The organism is Microbacterium sp. SWDP-B6, assembly GCF_059803615.1.
Genome location: NZ_JAPFGV010000003.1, coordinates 222296 through 243649, shown reverse-complemented (window position 1 = coordinate 243649; position 21354 = coordinate 222296). Strand labels below are relative to the sequence as shown.

Genomic DNA, 21354 nt, shown 5'->3' with positions numbered 1-21354 from the left:
GCTCAGGCAGGGACGGCGGTGAGCTGCGTCGCCCGCCAGACCGACGGAGTCATCCCCGTGCGGCGGCGGAAAGCCCGGCTGAAGCCCTCGTCGGAGGCGTAGCCCAGTTCGCGCGACGTCTCGCTGACCGAGCGGCCCTCGCTCAGCATCCGCTTCGCCGCGTCGACGCGCACCTCGGTGACGTAGTCGGCGGGTGAGCGGCCGATCGCGCTGCGGAATCGCTCGGCGAACACGGAGCGCGACATCGCGCCGACGCTCGCGAGGCGTTCGACCGTCCAGTCGCGGCCGGGCTGCTCATGGATCGCCTCGACGACGCGGTCGAGGAACGGATCATTCGACACGGAGGGCCAGCCGGCCGGCGCGCAGCCGTTGGCGGCCCATGCGCGGATCACCGAGAGCAGCACGGTCTGCGCCATCATCCGGCAGATCACCGGGTCGCCCTGGCGTGACGGGCAGGTCGTGGGGTCGGTGGGGCCCATGCTTCCGGCGAGTGCGGCTGCGGCCGGTTCCAGCGCGGCGAACGACATGACGGTGATCGGATCGGGAAGGAGCGCGGCGATCATCGCGGCGCTGTCGGAGAATTCGAGGTCGACGACGACGAGGTCGGTCACCCCGTCGGCTTCGAGGGCGATCGACGAGCGGCCGAGCGTCAGGAACGCGTCTCCGGCGACCAGGTTCGCGTGCAGCGGGCGATCGTCCACCGCGACGATCTGCGCTGCGGGGTCGACGTCGAGGCGGCATCCGGTGGTCAGCGGGGGATGCCCGTGCACCGAGCCCGAGGCGATGTAGACGAGGGTGGCCGAACCCGACGGGATCGGCAGGAGCCCGCCTGGGGCGAGGGCGACGCGACGGGCGATGCCGACGCGGAGGTCGACGGAGTCGAGCACGTGCCCGAGGGCTGCGGAGTCGACGGTCACCATGCCTTCGGCAACACCCGGGGGCGCATAGCTATTCCGGATACGCTGGACGGACCCCCACCCGAGGAGTCCCGTGTTCCGCACACCCGACCGCCTGTTCCGAGTTCTCGCGATCGCGGAGGCGATCACCTGGACCATCCTGATCTCGGCGATCATCGCCCGTGCCGCAGGTGCGCCGGGAATCGTCGTCACGATCGGCGGTGGCGTCCACGGGTTCGTGTTCCTCGCGTACGCGGCGACCGCCGTGCTCGTCGCGCTCAACCAGCGCTGGCACCTCGGCGTCGCGGTCCTGGCCGTGGCGAGCGCCATCGTCCCCTACGCGACCATTCCCATGGAGATCTGGCTGCATCGCACCGGCCGCCTGGCCGGCGAGTGGCGGCTGGAGCAGACGCAGGACCCGCGCGATGCGCGCTGGTACGACAGGCTCATGCGCTGGTTCCTGCGCCGCCCGTGGGTGCTGGCGATCCTGCTCGTCGTCGGCATCGTCGCGCTGTACGTGATCCTGCTGCTCGTGGGCCCGCCGGGCGGCAAGTGATCTCCGCCCGGCGTCAGCAGAGCGGATGCCGGGCGGCCGGCGTCACTGGATGACGACGGCGTTGCTGTCGATGACCTCGGCCATCGTGGCCTGCAGGTCGCCACCGGTGCAGTCGACGATCACGTAGAGTCCGACACCCGTCGCGGTGAAGGCCCGTGCGGCCATCGCCCATCGGCGTTCGCCCTCTTCGCCCACGACCTGGCGGTTCTCGACGTCGGCGTTGCCGCCGACCTGATAGCTGAACGACCCCGTCGTCGCGAGCGGGGTGATCGCGGCGGCGTCCGCTTCGCCGAGTATGACGGCGAGCATGGCATCCGAGCTGACGCTGTCGTCGCCGGCCACGGTCGGCACATCGGGGATCAGCCCCTGCCAGAACTGGGCCGTGCAGGTGTCGTCGACCGTGCCGTACGTCCAGCCTCCGTTGCCGTCGTCCGGCTTGACGATCTTCCAGCCGTCGTCGGCGATGAGCCCGTCGCCCCACTGGATGTACGCCTCCGAAGGGATGTCGGCACCGTCTGCGAAGGTCATGGTCGATGGCAGGTCGCCGGCGGGCTCGTCCGAGGGCTGCTCGGACGGGATCGAAGTCGGGGAGGGCTCTGGCCCGTCGCCATCCGGCACGTTCACGGGGATCTGCGCATACAGGCAGCCGCTGAGCGGCAGCGCGGCCAGCGCGATCACCGAGAGGGCGGCGAGGCGGGCGAGCTGCGGGGCCTGCGAGATGCGCGTCATGCCGGTCAGCCTAGTCGCCGGTATGCCGGCTGATTCAGTGCGCCGTGGCGATGCCGACCGCATCGTGCACCATGACCGACGCGACCCTCGCGCCCGCGCCTGCTGCGACGATCAGCTGCTGGGGGCCGGGGATCGCCGCATCACCGGCGGCATAGAGCCCCGGGATGTCGGTGCGGCCCGACCGATCGGTGACGAGGTGCCCGTCGTGGTCGATGGCGGGGGCGAACCCGTGCAGGAATGACACATCGGTCTGCCACTCGGGTCGCACGAAACCGCCCTCGACCGCGACGACGGTGCCGTCTGTCAGCCGGATCGCCTCGATGCGCCCGCGGTCTCCGACGAGCTCGGCGATCGGATGCCGCAGCACGGCGACCCCCGTGGAGGCGAGCTCGGCCTCCTCCGCGGCCGTGACCGTGTCCGCGCCGAGGGTGAAGACGGTGAGGCTCTCGGTCCAGCGCGAGATGAGCCGGGCGCGGTCGGCGAGGTCGGGCGTCTCTCCGATGAGGGCGAGTCGTCGCCCGCGCAGCTCCCACGCGTCGCATGCCGCGCAGCTGAACAGGCTGATGCCGTAGAAGCCCCGCAGATTCGGGACGTCGGGAAGGGTCTCGCGCAGGCCCGTCGCGAGCAGCACGCTCCGAGCGGTCACCACGTCGGTCGGGTCCTTGCGGCCGACGGATGCCGTGAAACCGGCATCCGTCCCCGAATCCGTTCCCGCATCCGTCTCGGCATCCGTCTCGGCATCCGTCCCGGCATCCGCCGGGGGAGCCGATCTGCGGAGTTCGAGCACCCTGACGCGCGTGCGCACCTCGATGTTCGGGTACGCGGCGAGCTCGTCGCGGGCCATGCGGCGCAGCTCGTGCGGGGCCACCCCGTCACGGGTGAGGAAGCCGTGCGAGTTCAGCGTGGCGGCGTTGCGCGGACGGTCGGCGTCGACCACCAGCACGCGCATGAGCGAACGGCCCAGGTTGAGGGCGGCGGACAGCCCTGCAGGGCCACCGCCGATCACGAGCACGTCGTAGGTGTCCGTGTCAGTCATTCGCGCTCCCGGGAGAAGAGCGGTGACCGCCGTGTGACCGGGCGCGGATGCGCCGACCATGGCGGCGCCGCCGACGGACGCGCTCATCGGGCGAGAATCGGTCCGCTGACGACAGTCTGCCACCTCTTGACTGAGGGTCGCCTAACTCGGGCTGATCCCGGCGTGCGGGCTGAGCGCGACCACGTCACCGACCACGACGACCGCGGGGGATCGCACCTGTCGAACCGCGGCGAGGTGGGCGATCGTGCCGAGGGTGCCGACCGTGACTCGCTGTCGGGCACCGAACCCGTCTTCGATGATGGCCACCGGGCAGTCGGCGCCGCGCGACCCCGCGGCGAGCACATGCGCGGAATGCCCGAGCGTGTTCACTCCCATCAGCAGCACGACGGTGTGGTCGCGTCCGCCCCCGAGCGCCTCGATCTGGTCGTGGGCGCTGGCCACGGTGAATGTCTCAGCGATGCCGCGCTGGGTCAGGGGGATCCCGGCGAGACCTGGCACCGCCACTGCGCTCGTGACGCCCGGGATGACATCGACCGCGATGCCGGCGGCTTCGCAGAAGAGCTGCTCCTCGCGCCCTCGTCCGAAGACGAAGGGGTCGCCGCCCTTGAGCCGCACCACATGCCGGCCCTGCTGGGCCAGCGAGAGGAGCAGCTCGTTGATGCCGTCCTGCGGCACCGGGTGATGACCGGGGAGCTTGCCGACGTCGATGACCTCGGCGTCGAGCTGCACTCCTTCGTCGGCGAGCTGTGCGAGCACGGCGCGGGCTCCGAGGCGGTCGGCTACGATCACATCGGCCTGCTGCAGGGCGCGCAGCCCCCTCAGGGTCAGCAGGCCGGCATCGCCGGGTCCTGCTCCGACCAGGGTGACCGTGCCGAGGGTCATGACTGTGCGGGCTCGGGCGTCAGCGCGGCCCCGGGGGACTGTGCGGTGAGCAGCTGCTCCGACGCCTCCTCGTATCGGGCGATGACGAGGTCGATCAGCGGCTGCGGCACGGTCGTGCCGTCGAGCAGGGGCGCGGTGACGCGTCGGCCCGGCGCCTGCCTCAGGGTGAGGTCGAAGAAGAAGCCGCGGGCGAGCAGGTATGTCGAGACGACCGCGTCGGGGTGCTCGCGCAGCGCATGGGGCAGGTCGGGCTCGCGCGCGGCGAGGTAGGAGAGCTCGACCCTTCTGCCGAGCCGCAGCGAGAGAAGAGACGCCATGGCTTCGGCATCCGTCAGCGAGGCGGGGTCGCGCGAGCCGGCGACGGCGAGGATCACGGACGCATCCTCGGTGTGCTTCGAGTCGGCAACGGTCGAGAGCGTCTCGGACAGCCGTTCCGCGAGAACTTCGGCGAGCCGGGGGTCGGGGCCCATCGGGGCGCTGACCACGGCATCCGCCTTCTTCGCCGCCATGCCGTGCAGGTCGTGATGCACGTGGAAGCCGCGCGAGAGCAGCAGCGGCACGATCACGACGGGCCCGTCGATCGTCGGCAACAGGTCGGCGGCATCGGGCTGCTGCACGTCGACGAAGGCGCTGCGCACCTCGACCTCGGGCATCGCTGCGGCGACCGCGCCGACCAGATCGGAGATGGCACGGGCTCCCTCAGCATCCGAGGTTCCGTGCGACACGGCGAGGAGGATGGGGCGGCTCATGCAGGGACTCTAGGTGAGCCGTGTGACGGCGGTGTTTCGAGATCCTCGCCTCGACGCAGGTGCGGATGTGCGGGGTCGAGGCGTCCGATTCAAAAGTTGAGCCGGTTCATATCAACTTTATTTGACAGCGTCCGGAGGTCGGAGTACAGTTGAGCCATCGCGACTCAGGTTTCCCTGATCGCCCCGGATTTCCAGACCCACATCAACCTCAGCAACTAAGGAGAATCACATGGCACGTGCTGTTGGAATCGACCTCGGTACGACGAACTCCGTCGTCAGCGTCCTCGAGGGTGGCGAGCCGAAGGTCATCGCCAATGCCGAGGGCTTCCGCACCACCCCCTCGGTCGTCGCATTCACGAAGGACGGCGAGGTGCTCGTCGGCGAGACCGCGAAGCGCCAGGCCGTCACGAACGTCGACCGCACCATCGCGTCCGTCAAGCGCCACATGGGCACCGACTGGACGTTCGACGTCGACGGCAAGAAGTGGACGCCGCAGGAGATCTCCGCGCGCATCCTCCAGAAGCTGAAGCGCGACGCCGAGTCCTACCTGGGTGACACGGTGACGGACGCCGTCATCACCGTCCCCGCGTACTTCAACGACGCCGAGCGTCAGGCCACCAAGGAGGCCGGCGAGATCGCGGGCCTCAACGTCCTGCGCATCATCAACGAGCCCACCGCCGCAGCTCTGGCATACGGACTCGACAAGGGCAAGGAAGACGAGCTCATCCTGGTCTTCGACCTCGGTGGCGGAACGTTCGATGTCTCGCTGCTCGAGGTGGGCAAGGACGACGACTTCTCGACCATCCAGGTGCGCTCCACCGCGGGTGACAACCGCCTCGGCGGTGACGACTGGGACCAGCGCCTCGTCGACCACCTGATCAAGCAGTTCAAGGAGACCACCGGCGTTGACGTCTCGGGTGACAAGATCGCCCTGCAGCGTCTCAAGGAGGCTGCGGAGCAGGCCAAGAAGGAGCTCTCCTCCTCGACCAGCACCAGCATCAACCTCCCGTACCTGTCGCTGACCGAGTCGGGTCCGGTGTCGCTGAGCGAGACCATCACCCGCGCGAAGTTCGAGGACCTGACGAAGGACCTGCTCGACCGCACCAAGAAGCCGTTCGAGGACGTCATCCGCGAAGCCGGCATCAAGGTCGCCGACATCGACCACATCGTGCTCGTGGGTGGATCGACCCGCATGCCCGCCGTCGCCGAGCTCGTCAAGCGCGAGACCGGCAAGGAGGCCAACAAGGGCGTCAACCCCGATGAGGTCGTCGCCGTGGGCGCCGCCCTCCAGGCCGGTGTCCTCAAGGGCGAGCGCAAGGACGTTCTGCTCATCGACGTCACCCCCCTCAGCCTCGGCATCGAGACCAAGGGCGGCATGATGACCAAGCTCATCGAGCGCAACACGGCCATCCCGACCAAGCGCAGCGAGACCTTCACCACGGCAGACGACAACCAGCCGTCCGTCGCGATCCAGGTCTTCCAGGGCGAGCGCGACTTCACCCGCGACAACAAGCCGCTGGGCACGTTCGAGCTCACCGGAATCGCCCCGGCTCCCCGTGGCATCCCGCAGATCGAGGTCACGTTCGACATCGACGCCAACGGCATCGTGCACGTGTCCGCGAAGGACAAGGGCACGGGCACCGAGAAGTCCATCGTCATCTCCGGCGGCTCGTCGCTGTCGAAGGAGGACATCGAGCGCATGGTGCGCGAGGCCGAGGAGCACGCGGCTGAGGACAAGGCTCGCCGCGAGGCTGCCGAGGTCCGCAACCAGGCCGAGACGCTCGCGTACTCGATCGAGAAGCTGATCACCGAGAACGACGACAAGCTGCCCGAGGACGTGAAGACCGAGGTCAAGGCCGACGTCGACGCTCTCAAGACGGCTCTGGCCGGCGAAGACGACGAGGCCGTGAAGACCGCGTTCGACAAGCTGAACCAGTCGCAGGGCAAGATCGGCGAGGCCATCTACGCACAGTCCCAGGCGGAGGGCGCCCCGAGCGCCGACGCCGCGGGCGAGGCTCCGGCCGATGACAGCTCCTCCGACGAGGACGTCATCGACGCCGAGGTCGTCGACGACGAGGACGAGAAGAAGTAATCATGACGGACAAGAACTTCGACGACAATCAGGTTCCTGAGCCCGCCGAAGGTCACAGCGAGGGGTCGGATGCTCAGGCATCCGGCCCCGCGCCGCACAACCCGGACTCTGATGAGGCCCGGGCTGCGGAGGGCTCTGACGACGCGGACTTCACGATCGACGACATCCTGAACGCCGACCAGACGGCTGAGGCCGCTGCGGGGGATGCCGCGATCGCCGACGCCGAGAACGCGCTGCTGAACGACCTCAAGCGGCTCCAGGCCGAATACGCCAACTACCGCCGACGCACCGAAGAGCAGCGTCAGGTCGAGATCGAGCGCGCGAAGGGCGAGGCCGCCAAGGGCCTCATCCCCGTGCTCGACGATCTCGATCGCGCCGCTCAGCACGGTGATCTGGTCGAAGGCACGCCCTTCGCCGTGATCGCCGGCAAGGTGCGCACGGTCGTCGAGCGTCTCGGTGTCGTCTCGTACGGTGAGAAGGGCGAGGAATTCGACCCGCAGCGCCACGAGGCGATCTTCCAGCAGCCCACCCCGGGCGCCGACAAGACCACGGTGCTCGAGGTCGTCGAGGTGGGTTACCGCCTCGGTGACGTCGAGCTGCGTCCCGCGAAGGTCGTCGTCGCCGTACCCGCAGAGTAGGTGATCGATGGCTAGCCAGGACTGGTTCGACAAGGACTTCTACAAGATCCTCGGGGTCTCGAAGGACGTCAGCGACGCTGATCTCAAGAAGACCTACCGCAAGCTCGCTCGCAAGTACCACCCCGACTCCAATCAGGGTGACGAGAAGGCGGAGGCGAAGTTCAAAGAGATCAGCGAGGCGTACTCGGTGCTCTCGGATCCCGAGCAGCGCAAGGAGTACGACGAGATCCGCGCCATGGGCTCGGGCGCACGCTTCACGGCGGGCGGTGCGGGAGCAGGCGGCTTCGAAGACGTCTTCAGCCGGTTCGGGCAGCAGGGGCGCGGGCAGCAGCAGTCCGCCGACTTCGAGGACATCTTCGCGATGTTCAACCAGGGTCAGGGCGGCCCGTTCGGCTCCGGTCGATTCGGCCAGACCTCCGGCGGATACCGCGGCTTCGGCGGGCCCCAGAAGGGCGCCGATGTCACGGCGCGCACCACGCTCGACTTCGCCACAGCCGTGCAGGGTGAGACCATCAGCCTGCAGGGGGACGACGGCAAACCGTTCAAGGTGAAGATCCCTGCCGGTGTCGCCGACGGGCAGAAGATCAGACTCCGCGGACGCGGTCGTTCCTCGCCCGATGGTGGGGAGAACGGCGACGTCGTGGTGCAGATCGCGGTGCGACCGCATCCGGTGTTCACCCGCGAGGGGCTGAACCTGCGCGTGGTCGTGCCGGTGACCTTCACCGAGGCGGCACTCGGCGCGACGATCGAGGTTCCGACGCTCAGCGGCGACACGGTCAAGCTCCGTGTCGCACCCGGCACGCCGTCCGGACGCGTCCTGCGCGTCAAGGGTCGCGGCGTCGCCACTTCGAAGGGCACGGGCGACCTGCTCGCCGAGCTGCAGATCGCGGTGCCGTCGCACCTCGACGAGGCCGCTCGGGAGGCACTGGAGAAGTTCCAGTCGCTGGAGCCGGCGGAGAACCCGCGTGCCGACCTCATGGCGAAGGCACGGCGCTAGAAGATCATGACGAACGCGAACACCGAGGAGGAGGTGATCCACTGTGGCTGACCAGCGCGTGGACGCCGACACCCCGGTGTTCGCGATCGCCGTCGCCGCCCAGCTCTCGGGTCTTCACCCGCAGACGCTGCGGCAGTACGACCGCATCGGGCTCGTGGTGCCCGGTCGCACCTCCGGCGGCTCTCGTCGCTATTCGACCCGCAACATCGAACAGCTCCGCGAGGTCGCCCAGCTGTCATCCGAGGGCATGAGTCTTCCGGCGATCGCGCGTGTCCTCGACCTCGAAGACGAGAACCGGATGCTGCGCAGCCGCGTGGCCGAACTCGACGCCGCGCTGCGTGCCGAGCGCGACAACCGTCCGGGCATGCGCGTGTTCGCCGCGGGATCCGCCGGCGTCATTCCGGTGCCCAGTGGCCGCCGCATCCGCCGCTCGGCCGAGGTCGTGCTCTGGCACCCGGGCAGCGGCCGCAGTTGATAGTCGGCGAACTGCACGACTGCTAGGCGGCACCGAAGAATCGGGTTGCGATGTCGGCCACCTCTTTGTCGAGCGTGTCGATGCGCGCGGTCAGTTTCGAGTCGAGAGCGTCGATCCTGCCGTTGAGCCGCCACTCGAGCGACTCGATCTGTCCGCTGAGCCGGTGGTCGAGTGCTTCGATCTGTCCGCTGAGCCGGTGGTCGAGTGCTTCGATCTGTCCGCTGAGCCGGTGGTCGAGTGCCTCGATCTTGCCGGTGAGTCGGTGGTCGAGTGCCTCGATCTTGCCGGTGAGCATTCCTTCGAGCCCGCTGATCTGTCCGGTGAGCCTGCCGTCGAGACGGCCGATCTCAGCCCGGATGACTCTGCTGAACTGCGTGGTCATGACCGTCACGACCCCCAGCATCGTCGCGGAGAACACCGCGATGAGCGTCCAGATCTGAGGTTCGTTCATCGTCATGTCTCCATCCTGTGAACGTCGCGCCAGAATGGCAGTGTTGCGTGATCGGACGAGGCCCGACCGCGATGATCCCGCAGGCGTGGGGGCGGATCGAGCGGCAGGCGAGTCTGTGCAGGAGGGGTCCTCGCACGCGTCGGCCACCCGCGCGCGGTATCGTTGCGACACGATGAGGATGACGCGTCGCACACTGCTGATGGGCGCCGGAGCCGGTGTCCTGGGAGTCCTGCTGGCCTCCTGCACTCCCGAGCCGGCGCCGTCGCCCACGCCCGATCGCTCGCCCACTCCGAAGCCGACCGCGGGTGCGATCACCCCCGCCGCATTCGCCCGCAGCTCGTGGACGACCGACCCGTTCGCGCTCGGCGCTGCGAGCTTCACTCCGGTCGGCACACAGGCGAGGGCCCGCGAGGCGCTGGCCGAGCCGATCGACGACCGGCTCTTCTTCTCGGGCGAAGCGACCGACGTCGAGGCGCCGGGCACGATCGCCGCCGCGCTCCGATCCGGTGATCGAGCCGCCGACGAGCTCGTTCGCGCCGCCGACAGCGGTGAGCGCGTGGCGATCGTCGGCGCAGGTCTCGCCGGTGCCGCCGCCGCTGCCCGACTCGTCGCCGAGGGGCTGCAGGTCACGGTGTTCGAGGCGCGCGACCGCATCGGCGGACGCGTGCACTCGGTGGTCGACGACACGGCCTGGCCCTTCCCCGCGCAACTGGGCGGCTGGCTGCTCGGCTCGTCCGACGACGTCCTGCTCGAGACTCTCAACGCCCGCGACATCCGGACGGCACCGATCTCGGGTTCGCTGTGGCGATCGACTGACGGAGACGTCGAGCCGGCGCCGATCGAACCGGTGCAGGCGGCGATCGCCACCGCCCAGCAGGGGCCGACCGACTCGTCTCTCGAGGATGCGCTGACGGCAGCGGGCGCTGATCCTGACGAGCCGGGACTCGCGGCGCTGCTCGCTTCGATCGCGGCCGCATCGGGGGCCGATGCCTCCGACGAGTCGACCTGGTTCCCCCCTCGGCTTCCCACCGACGAGCTGGTGGCACCTCTCGGCGACCTGACCCCGGCCATCGACGAGCTTCTCGAGGGCGCGAAGCTGAGCCTCTCATCGCCCGTCAGTCGCGTGGCCTACGACGACGCCGGCGTCAGCCTCGGCATCGCCTCGGGGGAGTCGCTGTCGTTCGACCGAGTCCTGATCACGGTGCCGCTCGGAGTGCTGAAGGGCGAGGGCGTGGAGTTCGCTCCGGCGCTGCCCTTCGGTCATCGCGGTGCCATCGCCGAGCTCGGGATGGGACTCATCGAGACGGTCTGGCTGCGCTTCGACGATCCTCTGATCGTGTCGGCACCCGAGCCCGAAGGCGACGCTGACGGCGACGCCGAAGAGGGTGCTGACGCCGAGTCCGCTGCGACGCTCTGGCACGTCGTCGGCGGCGATGCGCTGATCCGCACCTGGATCGACCTCGCACCGGCCACGGGCGAGAACGTCGTGGTGGGGATCGTCGGCGGAGAAGCGGCAGCCACGTTCGCCGAGATGAGCGAGCAGAAGGCGCTCGAGGCGGCGATCGCCTCGCTCGCACCGTTCCTCACGGCACCGGCCTGACTCGCACCGGCCGCAGCGGGCTCAGACCTCCGGGCGCTCCTGGCCGCGTCGCCGCATCCGGCTGACGAGCACGATGAACGTCGCGACGAGCGCGAAGATCGCCAGCGCCACCCCGCTGGTGAGCAGGAACTCGGGAGGCCCTGATACCTGTCGGGGGTCGAGGAAGTAATACGGGTACCACCCCACAGACGGCCCGCGCCACATCGTGACACCGCCCCACGCGAGCGGGAAGGTGAGCGCCGTCGGCACCACCCACCAGGGCACGCCGCGGTGCCCCGGTGTGAGCACCCAGGCGAGGGCGGTGCACGCAGGCAGCCAGAAATGCAGCACCTGATCAGACCATGGCACGTCGACGCGAATGCCGCGGAGTCCCGCCTGCCAGACGATCAGCGCGAAGGCGAGTCCTGCCGTGATCGTCCAGGTGAGCACGAGCGCCAGCGCGACCGTGAACCAGCGAGGATCCGTCGCCCGGATGAAGGCGAGCACCGCACCGATCAGCAGCACGACCACGAGCGCGCAATTGGACTGGACCGTCAGGTACGCGAAGAAGTTCTCTCCCGCGATCGATCGGGAGCTCAGGCCCCAGAACAGCCGGTGCACGAGCGCGACGGTGCACACTGCGGCCGTGGCCAAGCGCAGCACGCCGAACGCCGATCGTGCCCTCACTCTCGCCTCGTGCCCCTTTCCGGCTGTGCGCATCGTCGGCCAGACGGCGCATCTCCCATCCGGCGAGTCTACGGAAGGCGCGGCGCGCGGGGCTGCGACGAGCTGCGCACAGGAGACGGAAAAGTCGTCTGAATAGCGTGGAAGGAGGGATAGCCCCTGCTCCGCGCCTGGCGCGCGGTGTCCTGCCACGAAGGAACACCTCCTCATGACGAACACCACCGCCCCCTCCGCCGCCGCCTCGCTGGGACTCCTCGTCCTGCGCATCGTGGTCGGCGCCGTCTTCACCGCTCACGGGGCGCAGAAGATCTTCGAATACACGATCCCCGGCACGATCGGCAGCTTCTCGGGCATGGGGGTCCCCATGCCCGAGATCGCGGCACCGTTCGTCGCCTTCGTCGAGCTGATCGGCGGAATCCTGCTGGTCCTCGGCCTCTTCACCCGCCTGGCCGGCATCCTGCTCGCGATCGACATGGTCGTGGCGCTGGTCCTCGTGCACCTCGCCGCGGGACTCTGGGTCGGTCAAGGCGGATACGAGTTCGTCGCCGTGCTCGGTGCAGCCGCGCTGGCTCTCGCGCTCACGGGCGCTGGGCGCTTCTCGCTCGACGGCGCCTTCCTGCGCGGCCGGGTGCCCGCCTGGCTCAGCTGACGAGACGAGGGGGCGTTCCACGGGACGCCCCCTCGGCCGGTGTGTATCCTGTCAACAGTTAACAGGAGGTCACCGTGACACAGACGGTCAAGCGCGGAGAGTCCCTCGGCGCACAGGTGGCGCAGGTCCTGCGTCAGCGCATCGTCCGAGGCGAGCTCTCGCCCGGCGCGCGCATCACCGAAGAGGCGCTCGCCGAGGAGTTCTCGGTGAGCCGGGGGCCGATCCGCGACGCCCTCACCCAGCTCAGCTTCGAGAAGCTCGTCGAAGTGCAGCGTCCGCGCGGGGTGTACATCACGGGTCTCTCGCAGGACGACGTCGATCAGCTCTACAGTCTGCGCGGCGCTCTCGAGCAGCTCGCGCTCTCACGTGCCATGAGAGTCGACGACGACGCGCGCTGGGCGGCGATGGCGGCCGCCGTCGAGAGAATGGGGCAGGCCGCGGACGCGGGCGACCATGCGGCGTTCGTCGCAGCCGACCTCGAGTTCCATTCGGAGATCTACGTGCTGGCCGACCATCCGCGCCTGCAGGGTGCGTGGAGTCAGTATCTGCCGACCTTCGCGTCGCTTCTCGAGGTCACCATCAACCACGACGACGACCTTCACGAGTCCTCCGACGACCACATGAAGCTCATGGACGTGATGCGCTCAGGCACGCCCGAGGAGGCGGCGTCAGTGCTCACCGCGCACCTCGACGGCGCGCGCGATCGGATGCTCAGCGAACTGGCCGACCGGCCGGCCTGACTGCGGCTGCCGCCTGACAGCGGCTGCCGCGCGGCGCCAGGCGCCGGGCTCAGGCGTGCGGTGCGAGACGGCGTCGCAGCACCCAGGTGTTGCCGGTCGCATCGACGCTGTGCTCGAAGTCGTCGAGCACAGCCGTCGTGAGGGCCAGACCGCGTCCGCTCTCGCTGTCGACGCCGGGCATCGCCACCGCATCCCAGTCGATCCTGGCCGGATCAGCCGTGTCGACGAAGGTGGCGACGAGTTCATCGTCGGCCACCGCGATGTCGACCTCGACGGTGATGCCGGCATCCGGCTCGCCCTCGGCCTCGCCGTGCGCGGCGATGTTCGTGGACACCTCGCTGACCGCCAGCGCGAACAGCGTGCGGTCTTCCGGGGCCACGTGCGGAGACGCCTCCCACAGCGCGTCGAGGGCGTCGAGGACGTGCTCGACGAAGGCGGGCCCAGCGAGGCCGGCGACGTGCGCGGTGCGCCGGTCAGCGCCCATCGAACGCCGTCTCGGGCGTGGGGTGGTCGAGCAGGACGCGGTCGAGGTTGGTCAGGTGCAGCACCGTCCGAACCGCCTCGGGCACTGCCGCGATGCGCAGATCGCCGCCCGCGACCCTGGCGCTCTTGAGTCCGCCGACGAGAGCGCCGAGACCAGAGGAGTCGACGAACTGCAGGTCGGTCATGTCGATGACGATCCGGGAATCGCCTCCTGCCACGAGGTCGTTGACCGCTTTGCGCAGCAGAGGCGCTCCTGTCGCGGTGAGGCGGCCGGACAGGGCGATCACGGCGAAGCCGTCTCTGATGTCAGTTCTGAGATCCATGGTTCTCCTCCTCGAGGGTGCGGGCCGGTCCGCGGTAGCGGGCGGCTTGGATGATGACGCTGAGCACGACGAGGTCGTACAGCACCCACACCGTGTTGACGAGAGTGCCCGTCCCGTCGCCGGTGCCGATGATGACCCGGGTCACACCGATCACGAGAGCGATGCCGAGCACGACCATCGCCGTCAGCTGCGGCCAGATCTCCCGCCACGGCACCCCTCGTGGATCCCGTCCGTCCTTGCGCGTCACGGCGAATGTGAGCGGGCGGTGGAGCACGACGTTGGCGAACGCCGACCAGCAGGCGCGGATCCAGACAGGGAACAGCGCGAGCGAGTACTGCTGCCCCCTCCACGTTCGCAGCCCCTTGGCCACCACGAGGAACAGCACCTGGTTGACGAGGAAATACGGGAGGAACCTCACGAAGAAATCGACCGACCAGGCGGTGACCGGCAGCACGCCGAAGACGAGGTAGACGACCGGCGCCGTGAGGTAGACCACAGCGGCGAACCCGGACAGGTAGCTCCACATCGTGGCGAAGTACATCAGCCGCTGACCGATCGACAGCCCGCGCTTGGCGAGCGGGTTGTCGCGCAGCATGACCTGCAGGGTGCCCTGCGCCCAGCGCAGACGCTGCGTCAGCATCGTGCGCAGATCCTCGGGGGCGAGGCCCTTGGCGAGGATCTCGTGGTGATAGACGCTGCGCCAGCCGAGCGAGTGCAGCTGCATGGCCGTGGCCATGTCCTCGGTCACCGAGATCGTGGCGAGGGGGAGGATCGGCTGCGCCTCGTCGCCTCGATCGAGCCGGAGCGCGTCGAGCAGTGCCCTGACCGCATCCAGCGCGTTGATGGGGGAGAGGTCGGAGTCGGCGAGTGCGGTGAGGCCCACCTCGTCGACGACGATCGCATCGAGCTGCGCGTCGTGTGCGATCGGCAGCGAGCCGAGCTCTGCGAGATCGGCGCGGATCCCCGCGAGGTCCTTCGCGACGAGGATCACCGACGCGTTGTGCACCGCAGCGAGCACGGCGTCCGCGACCTCCCTGACGGGGGCGCCGCCGGCGAGATCGCGACGACCCCGGCCGATCGCCACGTGCAGCGCGAAGAGCTCGCGGCGGAGTTCGGGATCGGATGCCGAGCGCATCTCCTTCTCGATCAGGGTCTCCGACGTGCGCAGCGCGCGGGCCGCGGTGTCGGTCACCTCGCGCACGTAGCCGATGATGCCCAGTTGCATCAGGGCGTCGCGACGGAGCACCGCGTTGGATCCGCAGAAGAACGCCGCGTTCCAGCCGTCCTTGCCCTGCTGGATCGGGCCGTAGAACAGCGGAGCCTGGCTGCCGAGGGGGTCTGCCTCGTCGACGTTGACGAACCACTGCGGGGTCTGCACCACGGCGACCTCGGGATCGTCGGCGAAATACCCCAGGGTGCGGTGCAGGATCAGCGGGTCGGGTATCTGGTCGGCGTCGAGGATGAGGAGGAATTCCCCGTCGGTCTCGAACAGCGCGCTGTTGAGGTTGCCCGCCTTGGCGTGGCGCGGCTTGCCCGTCCAGTCGTCGGAGCGGGTGAGGTAGCCGATGTCGGCCTCGCGAGCCGCCCGCTCGAGTTCGGGGCGGGCCCCGTCGTCGAGGATCCAGGTCGTGTGCGGGTAGGCGATCCCCCGTGCGGCGCGGGCCGTCGTCATCACGAGCTCGATCGGCTCGTCGTACGTGGTGATGAACACGTCGACCGTGCCCTGGGGTGGCGAGACGGGCGCCGGGCGCTCTTTCGCCCGCCACATCGTCAGGCAGAAGAGGAAGGTGTCGATCAGGCTGTAGGTCTCGGCGACCACGAGAGGCACAGCGATCCACCACGCCGACCAGTTGACCGATTCCAGCCACCGCCAGGCGACGTAGTTCACTCCCAGCAGCACCGAGAGAACAGCGATCACCCGGATCGCGGCGAAGCGAGCTGTCATGCGTCGCGCCTCACCACGACCACGGTGATGTCGTCGGTCGCCCTGTCGTCCGAGATGAGCCGGAGCGCCTCGCCGATCGCCCCGTCGGGGCCGAGGGTGTCGAGCACCCTGGCCACGTGGGCGAACGGGTCATCGGCGTCGAGCACGTCCAGCAGCCCGTCGCTGCAGCAGACGAACGCGTCACCGGGTTCGAGGCGGGTGCGCCGCGACTCCCGAGCGCCCTGGTCGGGCAGTGCGGCGCCCATTCCGAGGGGCAGCCCGGTCGAACGAAGGTGCTCCCACGAGCCGTCGCCGCGCAGGATGAACGCCAGGCTGTGACCGGCATCGATCACCTCCAGGTCGCCGGTCTCGGGCTGGAGCTCGGCATGGACGGCCGTGACGAACATCGTCGTCTCCGAGAGGTCCTCCTCGAGAAGGCGGTCGGCGTCGGCGATCGCTTCGGCGATGCTGCGTTCGGGTGCCGTGCGCAGCGATGCGCGCACTCCGGCCGCGACGATGGCGGGTCCCGTGCCCTTGCCCATCGCATCGGCGAGGGTGATGCGCAGAGCCCCGTCGTGGAGGCGCAGGTCGTAGAAGTCCCCTGCCAGGCGCCCGCGCGAGGCGCCGCCGCCCGCGACCGTGTATCCGGTGATCGTGGGGATGGACTGCGGGCGCAGGGCGCTCTGGATCAGAGTGGCCTGATCGAGTTCGACGTCGGAGGCGATCTCGCTCTGCACCCAGAAGGCGAGGTCGCGGAGCAGGCCGCGCTGCGCCTCCGAGAACGAGTGCGGTTCCGTGTCGAGCACGCACAGCGTGCCGACGGGCTCGCCGCCGGGTGCGTGGAGCGGGTGGCCGGCGTAGAACCGGAGGTGCGGGTCACCGACAACGAACGGGTTCGTGGCGAACGTCTCCGTCGCGCTGGCATCCTCGATCACGACCGTGCGGTCCTGGCCGACCGTGTAGTCGCAGAACGAATCCTGCCGCGGGGCCTCGTCGCCGCCGAGGCCGATCTCGGATTTGCGCCACTGGCGGTCGCCGTCGAGCAGAGAGACGCTCACCATCGGCACGCCGAACATCTGCTTCGCCAGGCGGGCCACGCGATCGACTCGTTCATCCCGGGGGGTGTCCAGGATCCCGAGTTCCTCCAGTGCCTGCTGTCTTCTGAGCTCGTCGAACATGCTCCGCCTCCCTCGTAGCTGCTCTCATACTGGCATCTTGGAGGGCGGTGCGGACAGTGAGCCTCGCGGGAGGCGCACAGGGCAAGAGTGTTGACTGTTAACAGTCAACACTGGTACGGTCGGGGAGTCGACAACAAGGTCGACCCACGTAGAGGAGCAAAGATGCCCCGCAAGCGCATCACCCGGGCGGCCGCCGCCCTCGCGGCCGTCGCCGCCACCGCTCTCGTCCTGTCGGCCTGCACGAAGGTCGAAGAGGGGGAGGAAGCGGCGTCGACCTTTCCGGAGAACGACATCCGCCTGATCATCCAGGCCAACCCCGGTGGGGGATCCGACCTGTCGTCCCGCGCCCTCGCGACCGAACTCGAGGGCATCCTCGGCGTCAGCGTGATCCCCGAGAACATGCCGGGTGCCGCAGGTGCGCTCGCCATGGAGTACGTCGGAGCGCAGGACCCCGACGGCTACGTCATCGGGTTCGCCCCGGTCGAGATCGCGATGCTCAACACCACGCAGAGCGCGAACGTCCTGCCCGAGGACTTCGACCTCCTGGGTCAGATCATGCTGGCTCCCGGCGTCGTCACGGTCGGCGCCAACAGCGGGATCGAGACGCTGGAAGACCTCGTCACGCAGGCGGAGTCCGGCGCGGTGACCGTCGCCAACTCCGGAGCCGGCTCGATCTGGGAGGCCGCGACGATCGGCCTCGGCGACGCGACCGGCGCCGACTTCACCCCGGTTCCCTATGACGGTGGAGCGACCGCCGTGGCGGCCGCGGCCTCCGGTGAGACCGTCGCCGCGGTGTCGGGCCTCGGCGAGGCTCTCGCACAGGGCGAAGCCGTGCGCATCCTCGCCGTCCTGAACGATGAGCGTCACCCCGATGCGGAAGACGTGCCGACGGCCGACGAGGCCATCGGCGAAGACGTGGTCTTCGGCGGGTGGGGCGGCATCTACGCCCCGAAGGGTCTGCCGGACGACGTGAAGACCGAGCTCGAGGCAGCCGTCAAGGAAGCCGTCGAGTCCGACACCTACCAGCAGTTCCAGAAGGACGCCGGCAACCTCGTGGTCTACCGCGACTCCGCCGAGTGGACGAGGTTCGTCGACGAGCAGTTCGACCTCTTCAAGGACCTCCTGGGCTGACCGGCCCGGACTGCGGGGCCGGCCGCCACGCCGGCCCCGCAGCCAGTCGCCGACGTCAGACCAGGGAAGGAGCACCATGTCCCACGCCGATGCCACATCCGCGGTCGAGCAGGACGAACACCAGGGCGCACCCGCGTCCAGACCGCTCGAGATCGTCTTCGGGGCCGTCGCCCTGGCCTTCAGCGCCGGGTATCTCTTCCTCACGACGCAGATCCCGCTGCGCCGCGAAGCGCTCCCGGGTCAGATCGACGCGCGCTTCTGGCCGATGGTCATCGCCGTCACGGCGGTCGTCATCTCGCTCGCGATCCTGGCGCTCGCCGTCACCCGGCCCGCGCCGGGGCGCGAGGATCTCGACCGCATCCAGCCCGGCGGTGTGGTCAGGGTCGTCGCCACCCTCGCGATCACCGGAGCGTTCATCGCGGTGTGGTCGCTGGGCACCGTCATCCTGTTCGGGTACCGCGTCGAGGTCTTCCCGGTGGCCGCCGCCGTGCTGATGGCCGCTCTCATGCTCCTCTACGGCCACCGCCGCTGGCTGAGCCTGATCATCTACTCCGCCTCCGTCACCGCGTTCGTCTACGTCGTGTTCGGCATGCTCCTGAGGATCCCCCTGTGAACGCGCTCATGGAGGGGCTGAACTCGCTCCTCGACATCTCGATCCTGCTCTACATGCTCGTCGGGCTGCTGCTCGGGTTCATGGTCGGAGCCTTCCCCGGCATCACCGCGACCATGGCGGTCGCGCTCGCCGCCGGATTCACGCTCACGCTCGAGCCCGTCCAGGGTCTCGCCGTGCTGCTGACGATCTACGTGGCCGCGAACTTCGGTGACCGCGTGCCGTCGATCCTCATCAACACCCCGGGCACGCCCGCCTCGATCGCCACGACCCTCGACGGCTATCCGATGGCGAAGCAGGGTCGCGCCGGTCTCGCCCTCACGATCTCGGCGATCGTCTCGGCCGTCGGCATCCTCGCCTCGCTGGTGCTGTTCGCTGTCGCAGCCGTGCCGATCGCCAGCTTCGCCCGCGACTACTTCAAGTCGCCCGAGCTCTTCGCCCTGGTCGTCTTCGGCATCTCGATCATGATCGGCATCTCGTCGAAGTCGATGCTCAAGGGCATCCTGGCCGGACTCTTCGGGCTCATGCTCGGCACCGTCGGCACCTACGCGGCGACGGCCGATCAGCGCTTCACCTTCGGCGTGCTCGAGCTCGTCGAAGGCGTCAACTTCATCGCGGTGATCATCGGGCTCTTCGGCATCGCCGAGCTGTTCGACCAGCTGCTCACCTACCGCAAGTCGAACGTGCGGCCCATCTCGAGCCTCGGCCGCTGGTGGCCGAACAGGGCCGAGCTGAAGCAGAGCGGACGCGCCACCGCTGTCGGCGGCGCTGTCGGACTCGGCGTCGGGCTCATCCCCGCGGCCGGTGGCGACATCGCCGGACTCATCGGATGGGAACGCGCGCGCAAGGCGTCGAAGCACCCCGAGATGTTCGGCAAGGGGTCGATCGAGGGCGTCGCCGCCTCCGACACGGCCTCGAGCGCCACGCTCGGCGGTTCGCTCACGACCACGATGGCCCTCGGCATCCCCGGCGACTCGGTGATGGCCGTGATGATCGGCTCGATGATCATCTGGGGCATCACCCCCGGCCCCACGCTGTTCACCAACCGCCCCGACCTCGTCGTCTCGATCGTCGGCATCATGCTCGTCGCGACGCTGCTCTCGCTGGCACTGAGCCTCGTCCGTATGAAGGGCATGGTCAAGCTGCTCGACGTGCCGCAGCCGTACCTGTGGAGCGGCATCCTGATCTTCTGCATCATCGGCACGTATGCCACCTCGAACAGTCTCTCGACGGTCGTCACCATGCTCGTCTTCGGCGTGATCGGGGTGCTGCTCAAGCGGATGCAGGTGCCTGCCGGCCCGATCGTTCTCGGACTGCTTCTCGGGCCTCTGGCCGAAGAGAACCTGGCTCGCACCCTGGCGATCCTGCCGACGCGTCCGTTCTTCGAGGTGGTGAGCCCGATCGCGATCGTGCTGCTCGTGCTCGCCGTGCTGTCGATCGTGATGCCGGCCATCCGAGCCGCCCGCACCCCGCGCGCCGAGCGGGCCTCCCTCTCGGAGTCGATCCTCCCCGCCGAGAGCCGCGAGCAGATCGAGAAGGCGCACGGCGAGCTCGCCGCGGACCCGGATCTGCTCACCTCGACCGTCCGCAACGTCGACGCTCCGGCGCGGCGCCCGCGAAAGACCCGAAAGAACTCCAAGGAGAACGAGAAGTGACCCGCTACGACATCCTCACCGCCGTGCCGACCGCCTTCCACAGCGACGGTGCACTCGACCTCGAGGGATCGCGAGCGATCTTCCGCTTCGTCGCCGAATCAGGCAACGAGGGCGCGTTCATCCTCGGCACCACGGGCGAGTTCCCGGCGATCGACGCGACCGAGTTCGCCGCGATCGTCGAGGCGGCGCTGGCCGAGCTGAAGGATCGCATGCGCGTCGTCGTGCATGTCGGTCAGCCGAGCACGTTCGAGGCGCTGCGGCTGGTCGAGATCGCGAAGGGCCTCGGTGCGACCGAGTTCGCCGCGCTCACCCCCTACTACCTGAAGGCCACCGACCAGTCGATCTTCGACTACTTCGAAGCGCTGTCGGCAGCGGTCGGCGACGGCCGGCTCTATGTCTACATCTACCCGGCGCGCAGCGGCAATCCGGTGTCGGTCGAGCTGCTCACGCGCCTGGCCGCGCTGCCGAACATCGTGGGCGCGAAGGTCAGCGAACTGTCTCTCGACGAGATCGCCGCCTACCGAGCTGCGGTCCCGGACGACTTCGACCTCTACACCGGCGCCGACCGCGACCTGATCGCTGCGGTGCGCTCGGGTGCGCAGGGTGTCGTCTCAGGGGTCTCCTCCGTCACTCCCAAGCCGTTCCGCGCGTTGGCCGACGCCGGCCGCTCAGGGGATGCGGATGCGATCGCCGCAGCCCAGGCCGCCGTCGACGACGTCGTGTCGCTGATCGGTGGCGACATGGCGCGCATGAAGGAGGCCTACCGCGTGCTCGACGTCGTCGACACGCACTGCCGCATGGCGATCGCCGAGCCGACGGATGCCGAGCGCGAGGCCGTCGCGCGGGTCGTGGCGGTGCACCGCTAGACGCGTGCGTCGGAGCAGGGCGGGGGCGCCT

The 21354-nt window shown here is 69.1% G+C and carries 23 protein-coding genes; 12 read left to right on the top strand and 11 right to left on the bottom strand.

Annotated elements, in window-relative coordinates:
• Window positions 1-2 precede the first annotated feature (2 nt).
• A complete protein-coding gene (locus OPU70_RS07155; RefSeq protein ID WP_079113735.1) occupies window positions 3-920 on the bottom strand; it encodes a helix-turn-helix transcriptional regulator in 918 nt (305 codons plus the stop codon).
• 70 nt (window positions 921-990) lie between these two features.
• On the opposite strand from OPU70_RS07155, the gene OPU70_RS07150 reads away from it, so the two are divergent.
• A complete protein-coding gene (locus tag OPU70_RS07150) occupies window positions 991-1452 on the top strand; it encodes a DUF3817 domain-containing protein (RefSeq protein WP_498557423.1) in 462 nt (153 codons plus the stop codon).
• Window positions 1453-1494: 42 nt separating this feature from the next.
• On the opposite strand, the gene OPU70_RS07145 is transcribed toward OPU70_RS07150, so the two are convergent.
• The 4 genes from OPU70_RS07145 to OPU70_RS07130 all read right to left on the bottom strand — a co-directional run bounded on the left by OPU70_RS07145 (window position 1495) and on the right by OPU70_RS07130 (window position 4848).
• Window positions 1495-2181 carry a hypothetical protein gene (locus tag OPU70_RS07145; RefSeq protein ID WP_311877923.1) on the bottom strand — a complete coding sequence of 229 codons (687 nt, stop codon included), beginning with the start codon at window positions 2179-2181 and terminating at the stop codon, window positions 1495-1497.
• Between the two features lie 34 nt (window positions 2182-2215).
• Window positions 2216-3217, bottom strand: a complete 1002-nt coding sequence (locus OPU70_RS07140) for an NAD(P)/FAD-dependent oxidoreductase (RefSeq protein WP_498557437.1) — start codon at window positions 3215-3217, stop codon at window positions 2216-2218.
• 141 nt (window positions 3218-3358) lie between these two features.
• Window positions 3359-4099, bottom strand: a complete 741-nt coding sequence (gene cobA / locus OPU70_RS07135; protein WP_079113732.1) for a uroporphyrinogen-III C-methyltransferase — start codon at window positions 4097-4099, stop codon at window positions 3359-3361.
• Window positions 4096-4848, bottom strand: a complete 753-nt coding sequence (locus OPU70_RS07130) for a sirohydrochlorin chelatase (RefSeq protein ID WP_498557422.1) — start codon at window positions 4846-4848, stop codon at window positions 4096-4098. The genes cobA and OPU70_RS07130 overlap by 4 nt, the downstream gene beginning before the upstream one ends.
• Window positions 4849-5077: 229 nt before the next feature.
• On the opposite strand from OPU70_RS07130, the gene dnaK reads away from it, so the two are divergent.
• Genes dnaK through OPU70_RS07110 form a run of 4 tightly spaced genes read left to right on the top strand, consistent with a single transcriptional unit; the run spans window position 5078 to window position 9050 of the window.
• Complete coding sequence (dnaK, locus tag OPU70_RS07125) at window positions 5078-6940, top strand: molecular chaperone DnaK (RefSeq protein ID WP_042536840.1); 1863 nt, start codon at window positions 5078-5080, stop codon at window positions 6938-6940.
• A gap of 2 nt (window positions 6941-6942) precedes the next feature.
• Window positions 6943-7578 (top strand): nucleotide exchange factor GrpE, encoded by a 636-nt coding sequence (locus tag OPU70_RS07120; RefSeq protein ID WP_042536839.1) that lies wholly within the window; start codon window positions 6943-6945, stop codon window positions 7576-7578.
• A 7-nt stretch (window positions 7579-7585) separates the two neighbouring features.
• Entirely contained in the window at window positions 7586-8575 is a 990-nt protein-coding gene (locus OPU70_RS07115; RefSeq protein WP_498557421.1) for a DnaJ C-terminal domain-containing protein, read from the top strand.
• Window positions 8576-8618: 43 nt separating this feature from the next.
• A complete protein-coding gene (locus OPU70_RS07110; RefSeq protein ID WP_042536837.1) occupies window positions 8619-9050 on the top strand; it encodes a heat shock protein transcriptional repressor HspR in 432 nt (143 codons plus the stop codon).
• A gap of 22 nt (window positions 9051-9072) precedes the next feature.
• Here OPU70_RS07110 and OPU70_RS07105 read toward each other — a convergent pair whose 3' ends face one another.
• Complete coding sequence (locus OPU70_RS07105) at window positions 9073-9507, bottom strand: hypothetical protein (protein WP_311877925.1); 435 nt, start codon at window positions 9505-9507, stop codon at window positions 9073-9075.
• Between the two features lie 172 nt (window positions 9508-9679).
• Between OPU70_RS07105 and OPU70_RS07100 the strand changes: the two genes are divergently transcribed.
• Window positions 9680-11101 (top strand): FAD-dependent oxidoreductase, encoded by a 1422-nt coding sequence (locus OPU70_RS07100; RefSeq protein ID WP_498557420.1) that lies wholly within the window; start codon window positions 9680-9682, stop codon window positions 11099-11101.
• 21 nt (window positions 11102-11122) lie between these two features.
• Here the strand turns inward: OPU70_RS07100 and OPU70_RS07095 are convergent, their stop codons facing one another.
• On the bottom strand, window positions 11123-11767 hold the full coding sequence (locus tag OPU70_RS07095; RefSeq protein WP_056374645.1) for a Pr6Pr family membrane protein: 645 nt from the start codon (window positions 11765-11767) through the stop codon (window positions 11123-11125).
• A 205-nt stretch (window positions 11768-11972) separates the two neighbouring features.
• Here OPU70_RS07095 and OPU70_RS07090 point away from each other — a divergent pair, with 205 nt between their 5' ends.
• On the top strand, window positions 11973-12413 hold the full coding sequence (locus OPU70_RS07090; RefSeq protein ID WP_498557419.1) for a DoxX family protein: 441 nt from the start codon (window positions 11973-11975) through the stop codon (window positions 12411-12413).
• A gap of 74 nt (window positions 12414-12487) precedes the next feature.
• Window positions 12488-13153: a GntR family transcriptional regulator gene (locus tag OPU70_RS07085; protein ID WP_042536832.1), complete on the top strand. Its 666-nt coding sequence runs from the start codon at window positions 12488-12490 to the stop codon at window positions 13151-13153.
• A gap of 49 nt (window positions 13154-13202) precedes the next feature.
• On the opposite strand, the gene OPU70_RS07080 is transcribed toward OPU70_RS07085, so the two are convergent.
• The 4 genes from OPU70_RS07080 to OPU70_RS07065 are packed head-to-tail and all read right to left on the bottom strand — an operon-like array spanning window position 13203 to window position 17061.
• Window positions 13203-13637, bottom strand: coding sequence for an ATP-binding protein (locus OPU70_RS07080; RefSeq protein WP_052492811.1), 435 nt, complete (start codon window positions 13635-13637; stop codon window positions 13203-13205).
• Entirely contained in the window at window positions 13627-13959 is a 333-nt protein-coding gene (locus tag OPU70_RS07075) for an STAS domain-containing protein (RefSeq protein WP_042536831.1), read from the bottom strand. The genes OPU70_RS07080 and OPU70_RS07075 overlap by 11 nt, the downstream gene beginning before the upstream one ends.
• A complete protein-coding gene (locus OPU70_RS07070; protein WP_309691800.1) occupies window positions 13943-15904 on the bottom strand; it encodes a glycosyltransferase family 2 protein in 1962 nt (653 codons plus the stop codon). Before OPU70_RS07070 ends, OPU70_RS07075 begins: the two co-directional genes overlap by 17 nt.
• Entirely contained in the window at window positions 15901-17061 is a 1161-nt protein-coding gene (locus tag OPU70_RS07065; protein WP_042536829.1) for a PP2C family protein-serine/threonine phosphatase, read from the bottom strand. Before OPU70_RS07065 ends, OPU70_RS07070 begins: the two co-directional genes overlap by 4 nt.
• A 162-nt stretch (window positions 17062-17223) precedes the next feature.
• Here OPU70_RS07065 and OPU70_RS07060 point away from each other — a divergent pair, with 162 nt between their 5' ends.
• The 4 genes from OPU70_RS07060 to OPU70_RS07045 all read left to right on the top strand — a co-directional run bounded on the left by OPU70_RS07060 (window position 17224) and on the right by OPU70_RS07045 (window position 21323).
• On the top strand, window positions 17224-18192 hold the full coding sequence (locus tag OPU70_RS07060) for a tripartite tricarboxylate transporter substrate binding protein (protein ID WP_498557418.1): 969 nt from the start codon (window positions 17224-17226) through the stop codon (window positions 18190-18192).
• A gap of 76 nt (window positions 18193-18268) precedes the next feature.
• Window positions 18269-18805: a tripartite tricarboxylate transporter TctB family protein gene (locus OPU70_RS07055; RefSeq protein ID WP_498557417.1), complete on the top strand. Its 537-nt coding sequence runs from the start codon at window positions 18269-18271 to the stop codon at window positions 18803-18805.
• Complete coding sequence (locus OPU70_RS07050; protein WP_042536826.1) at window positions 18802-20457, top strand: tripartite tricarboxylate transporter permease; 1656 nt, start codon at window positions 18802-18804, stop codon at window positions 20455-20457. The genes OPU70_RS07055 and OPU70_RS07050 overlap by 4 nt, the downstream gene beginning before the upstream one ends.
• A complete protein-coding gene (locus OPU70_RS07045; protein WP_079113725.1) occupies window positions 20454-21323 on the top strand; it encodes a dihydrodipicolinate synthase family protein in 870 nt (289 codons plus the stop codon). Before OPU70_RS07050 ends, OPU70_RS07045 begins: the two co-directional genes overlap by 4 nt.
• The last annotated feature ends 31 nt before the right edge of the window (window positions 21324-21354 follow it).

What these genes read in the sequence shown, in the direction of transcription:
- OPU70_RS07065 (WP_042536829.1), bottom strand. Translation starts at nt 17,061, where the DNA reads ATGTTCGACGAGCTCAGAAGACAGCAGGCACTGGAGGAACTCGGGATC.
- OPU70_RS07115 (WP_498557421.1), top strand. Translation starts at nt 7,586, where the DNA reads ATGGCTAGCCAGGACTGGTTCGACAAGGACTTCTACAAGATCCTCGGG.
- OPU70_RS07090 (WP_498557419.1), top strand. Translation starts at nt 11,973, where the DNA reads ATGACGAACACCACCGCCCCCTCCGCCGCCGCCTCGCTGGGACTCCTC.
- cobA (WP_079113732.1), bottom strand. Translation starts at nt 4,099, where the DNA reads ATGACCCTCGGCACGGTCACCCTGGTCGGAGCAGGACCCGGCGATGCC.
- OPU70_RS07130 (WP_498557422.1), bottom strand. Translation starts at nt 4,848, where the DNA reads ATGAGCCGCCCCATCCTCCTCGCCGTGTCGCACGGAACCTCGGATGCT.
- OPU70_RS07140 (WP_498557437.1), bottom strand. Translation starts at nt 3,217, where the DNA reads ATGACTGACACGGACACCTACGACGTGCTCGTGATCGGCGGTGGCCCT.
- OPU70_RS07155 (WP_079113735.1), bottom strand. Translation starts at nt 920, where the DNA reads ATGGTGACCGTCGACTCCGCAGCCCTCGGGCACGTGCTCGACTCCGTC.
- OPU70_RS07075 (WP_042536831.1), bottom strand. Translation starts at nt 13,959, where the DNA reads ATGGATCTCAGAACTGACATCAGAGACGGCTTCGCCGTGATCGCCCTG.
- OPU70_RS07120 (WP_042536839.1), top strand. Translation starts at nt 6,943, where the DNA reads ATGACGGACAAGAACTTCGACGACAATCAGGTTCCTGAGCCCGCCGAA.
- OPU70_RS07080 (WP_052492811.1), bottom strand. Translation starts at nt 13,637, where the DNA reads ATGGGCGCTGACCGGCGCACCGCGCACGTCGCCGGCCTCGCTGGGCCC.
- OPU70_RS07055 (WP_498557417.1), top strand. Translation starts at nt 18,269, where the DNA reads ATGTCCCACGCCGATGCCACATCCGCGGTCGAGCAGGACGAACACCAG.
- OPU70_RS07145 (WP_311877923.1), bottom strand. Translation starts at nt 2,181, where the DNA reads ATGACGCGCATCTCGCAGGCCCCGCAGCTCGCCCGCCTCGCCGCCCTC.
- OPU70_RS07070 (WP_309691800.1), bottom strand. Translation starts at nt 15,904, where the DNA reads ATGACAGCTCGCTTCGCCGCGATCCGGGTGATCGCTGTTCTCTCGGTG.
- OPU70_RS07105 (WP_311877925.1), bottom strand. Translation starts at nt 9,507, where the DNA reads ATGACGATGAACGAACCTCAGATCTGGACGCTCATCGCGGTGTTCTCC.
- dnaK (WP_042536840.1), top strand. Translation starts at nt 5,078, where the DNA reads ATGGCACGTGCTGTTGGAATCGACCTCGGTACGACGAACTCCGTCGTC.
- OPU70_RS07100 (WP_498557420.1), top strand. Translation starts at nt 9,680, where the DNA reads ATGACGCGTCGCACACTGCTGATGGGCGCCGGAGCCGGTGTCCTGGGA.
- OPU70_RS07060 (WP_498557418.1), top strand. Translation starts at nt 17,224, where the DNA reads ATGCCCCGCAAGCGCATCACCCGGGCGGCCGCCGCCCTCGCGGCCGTC.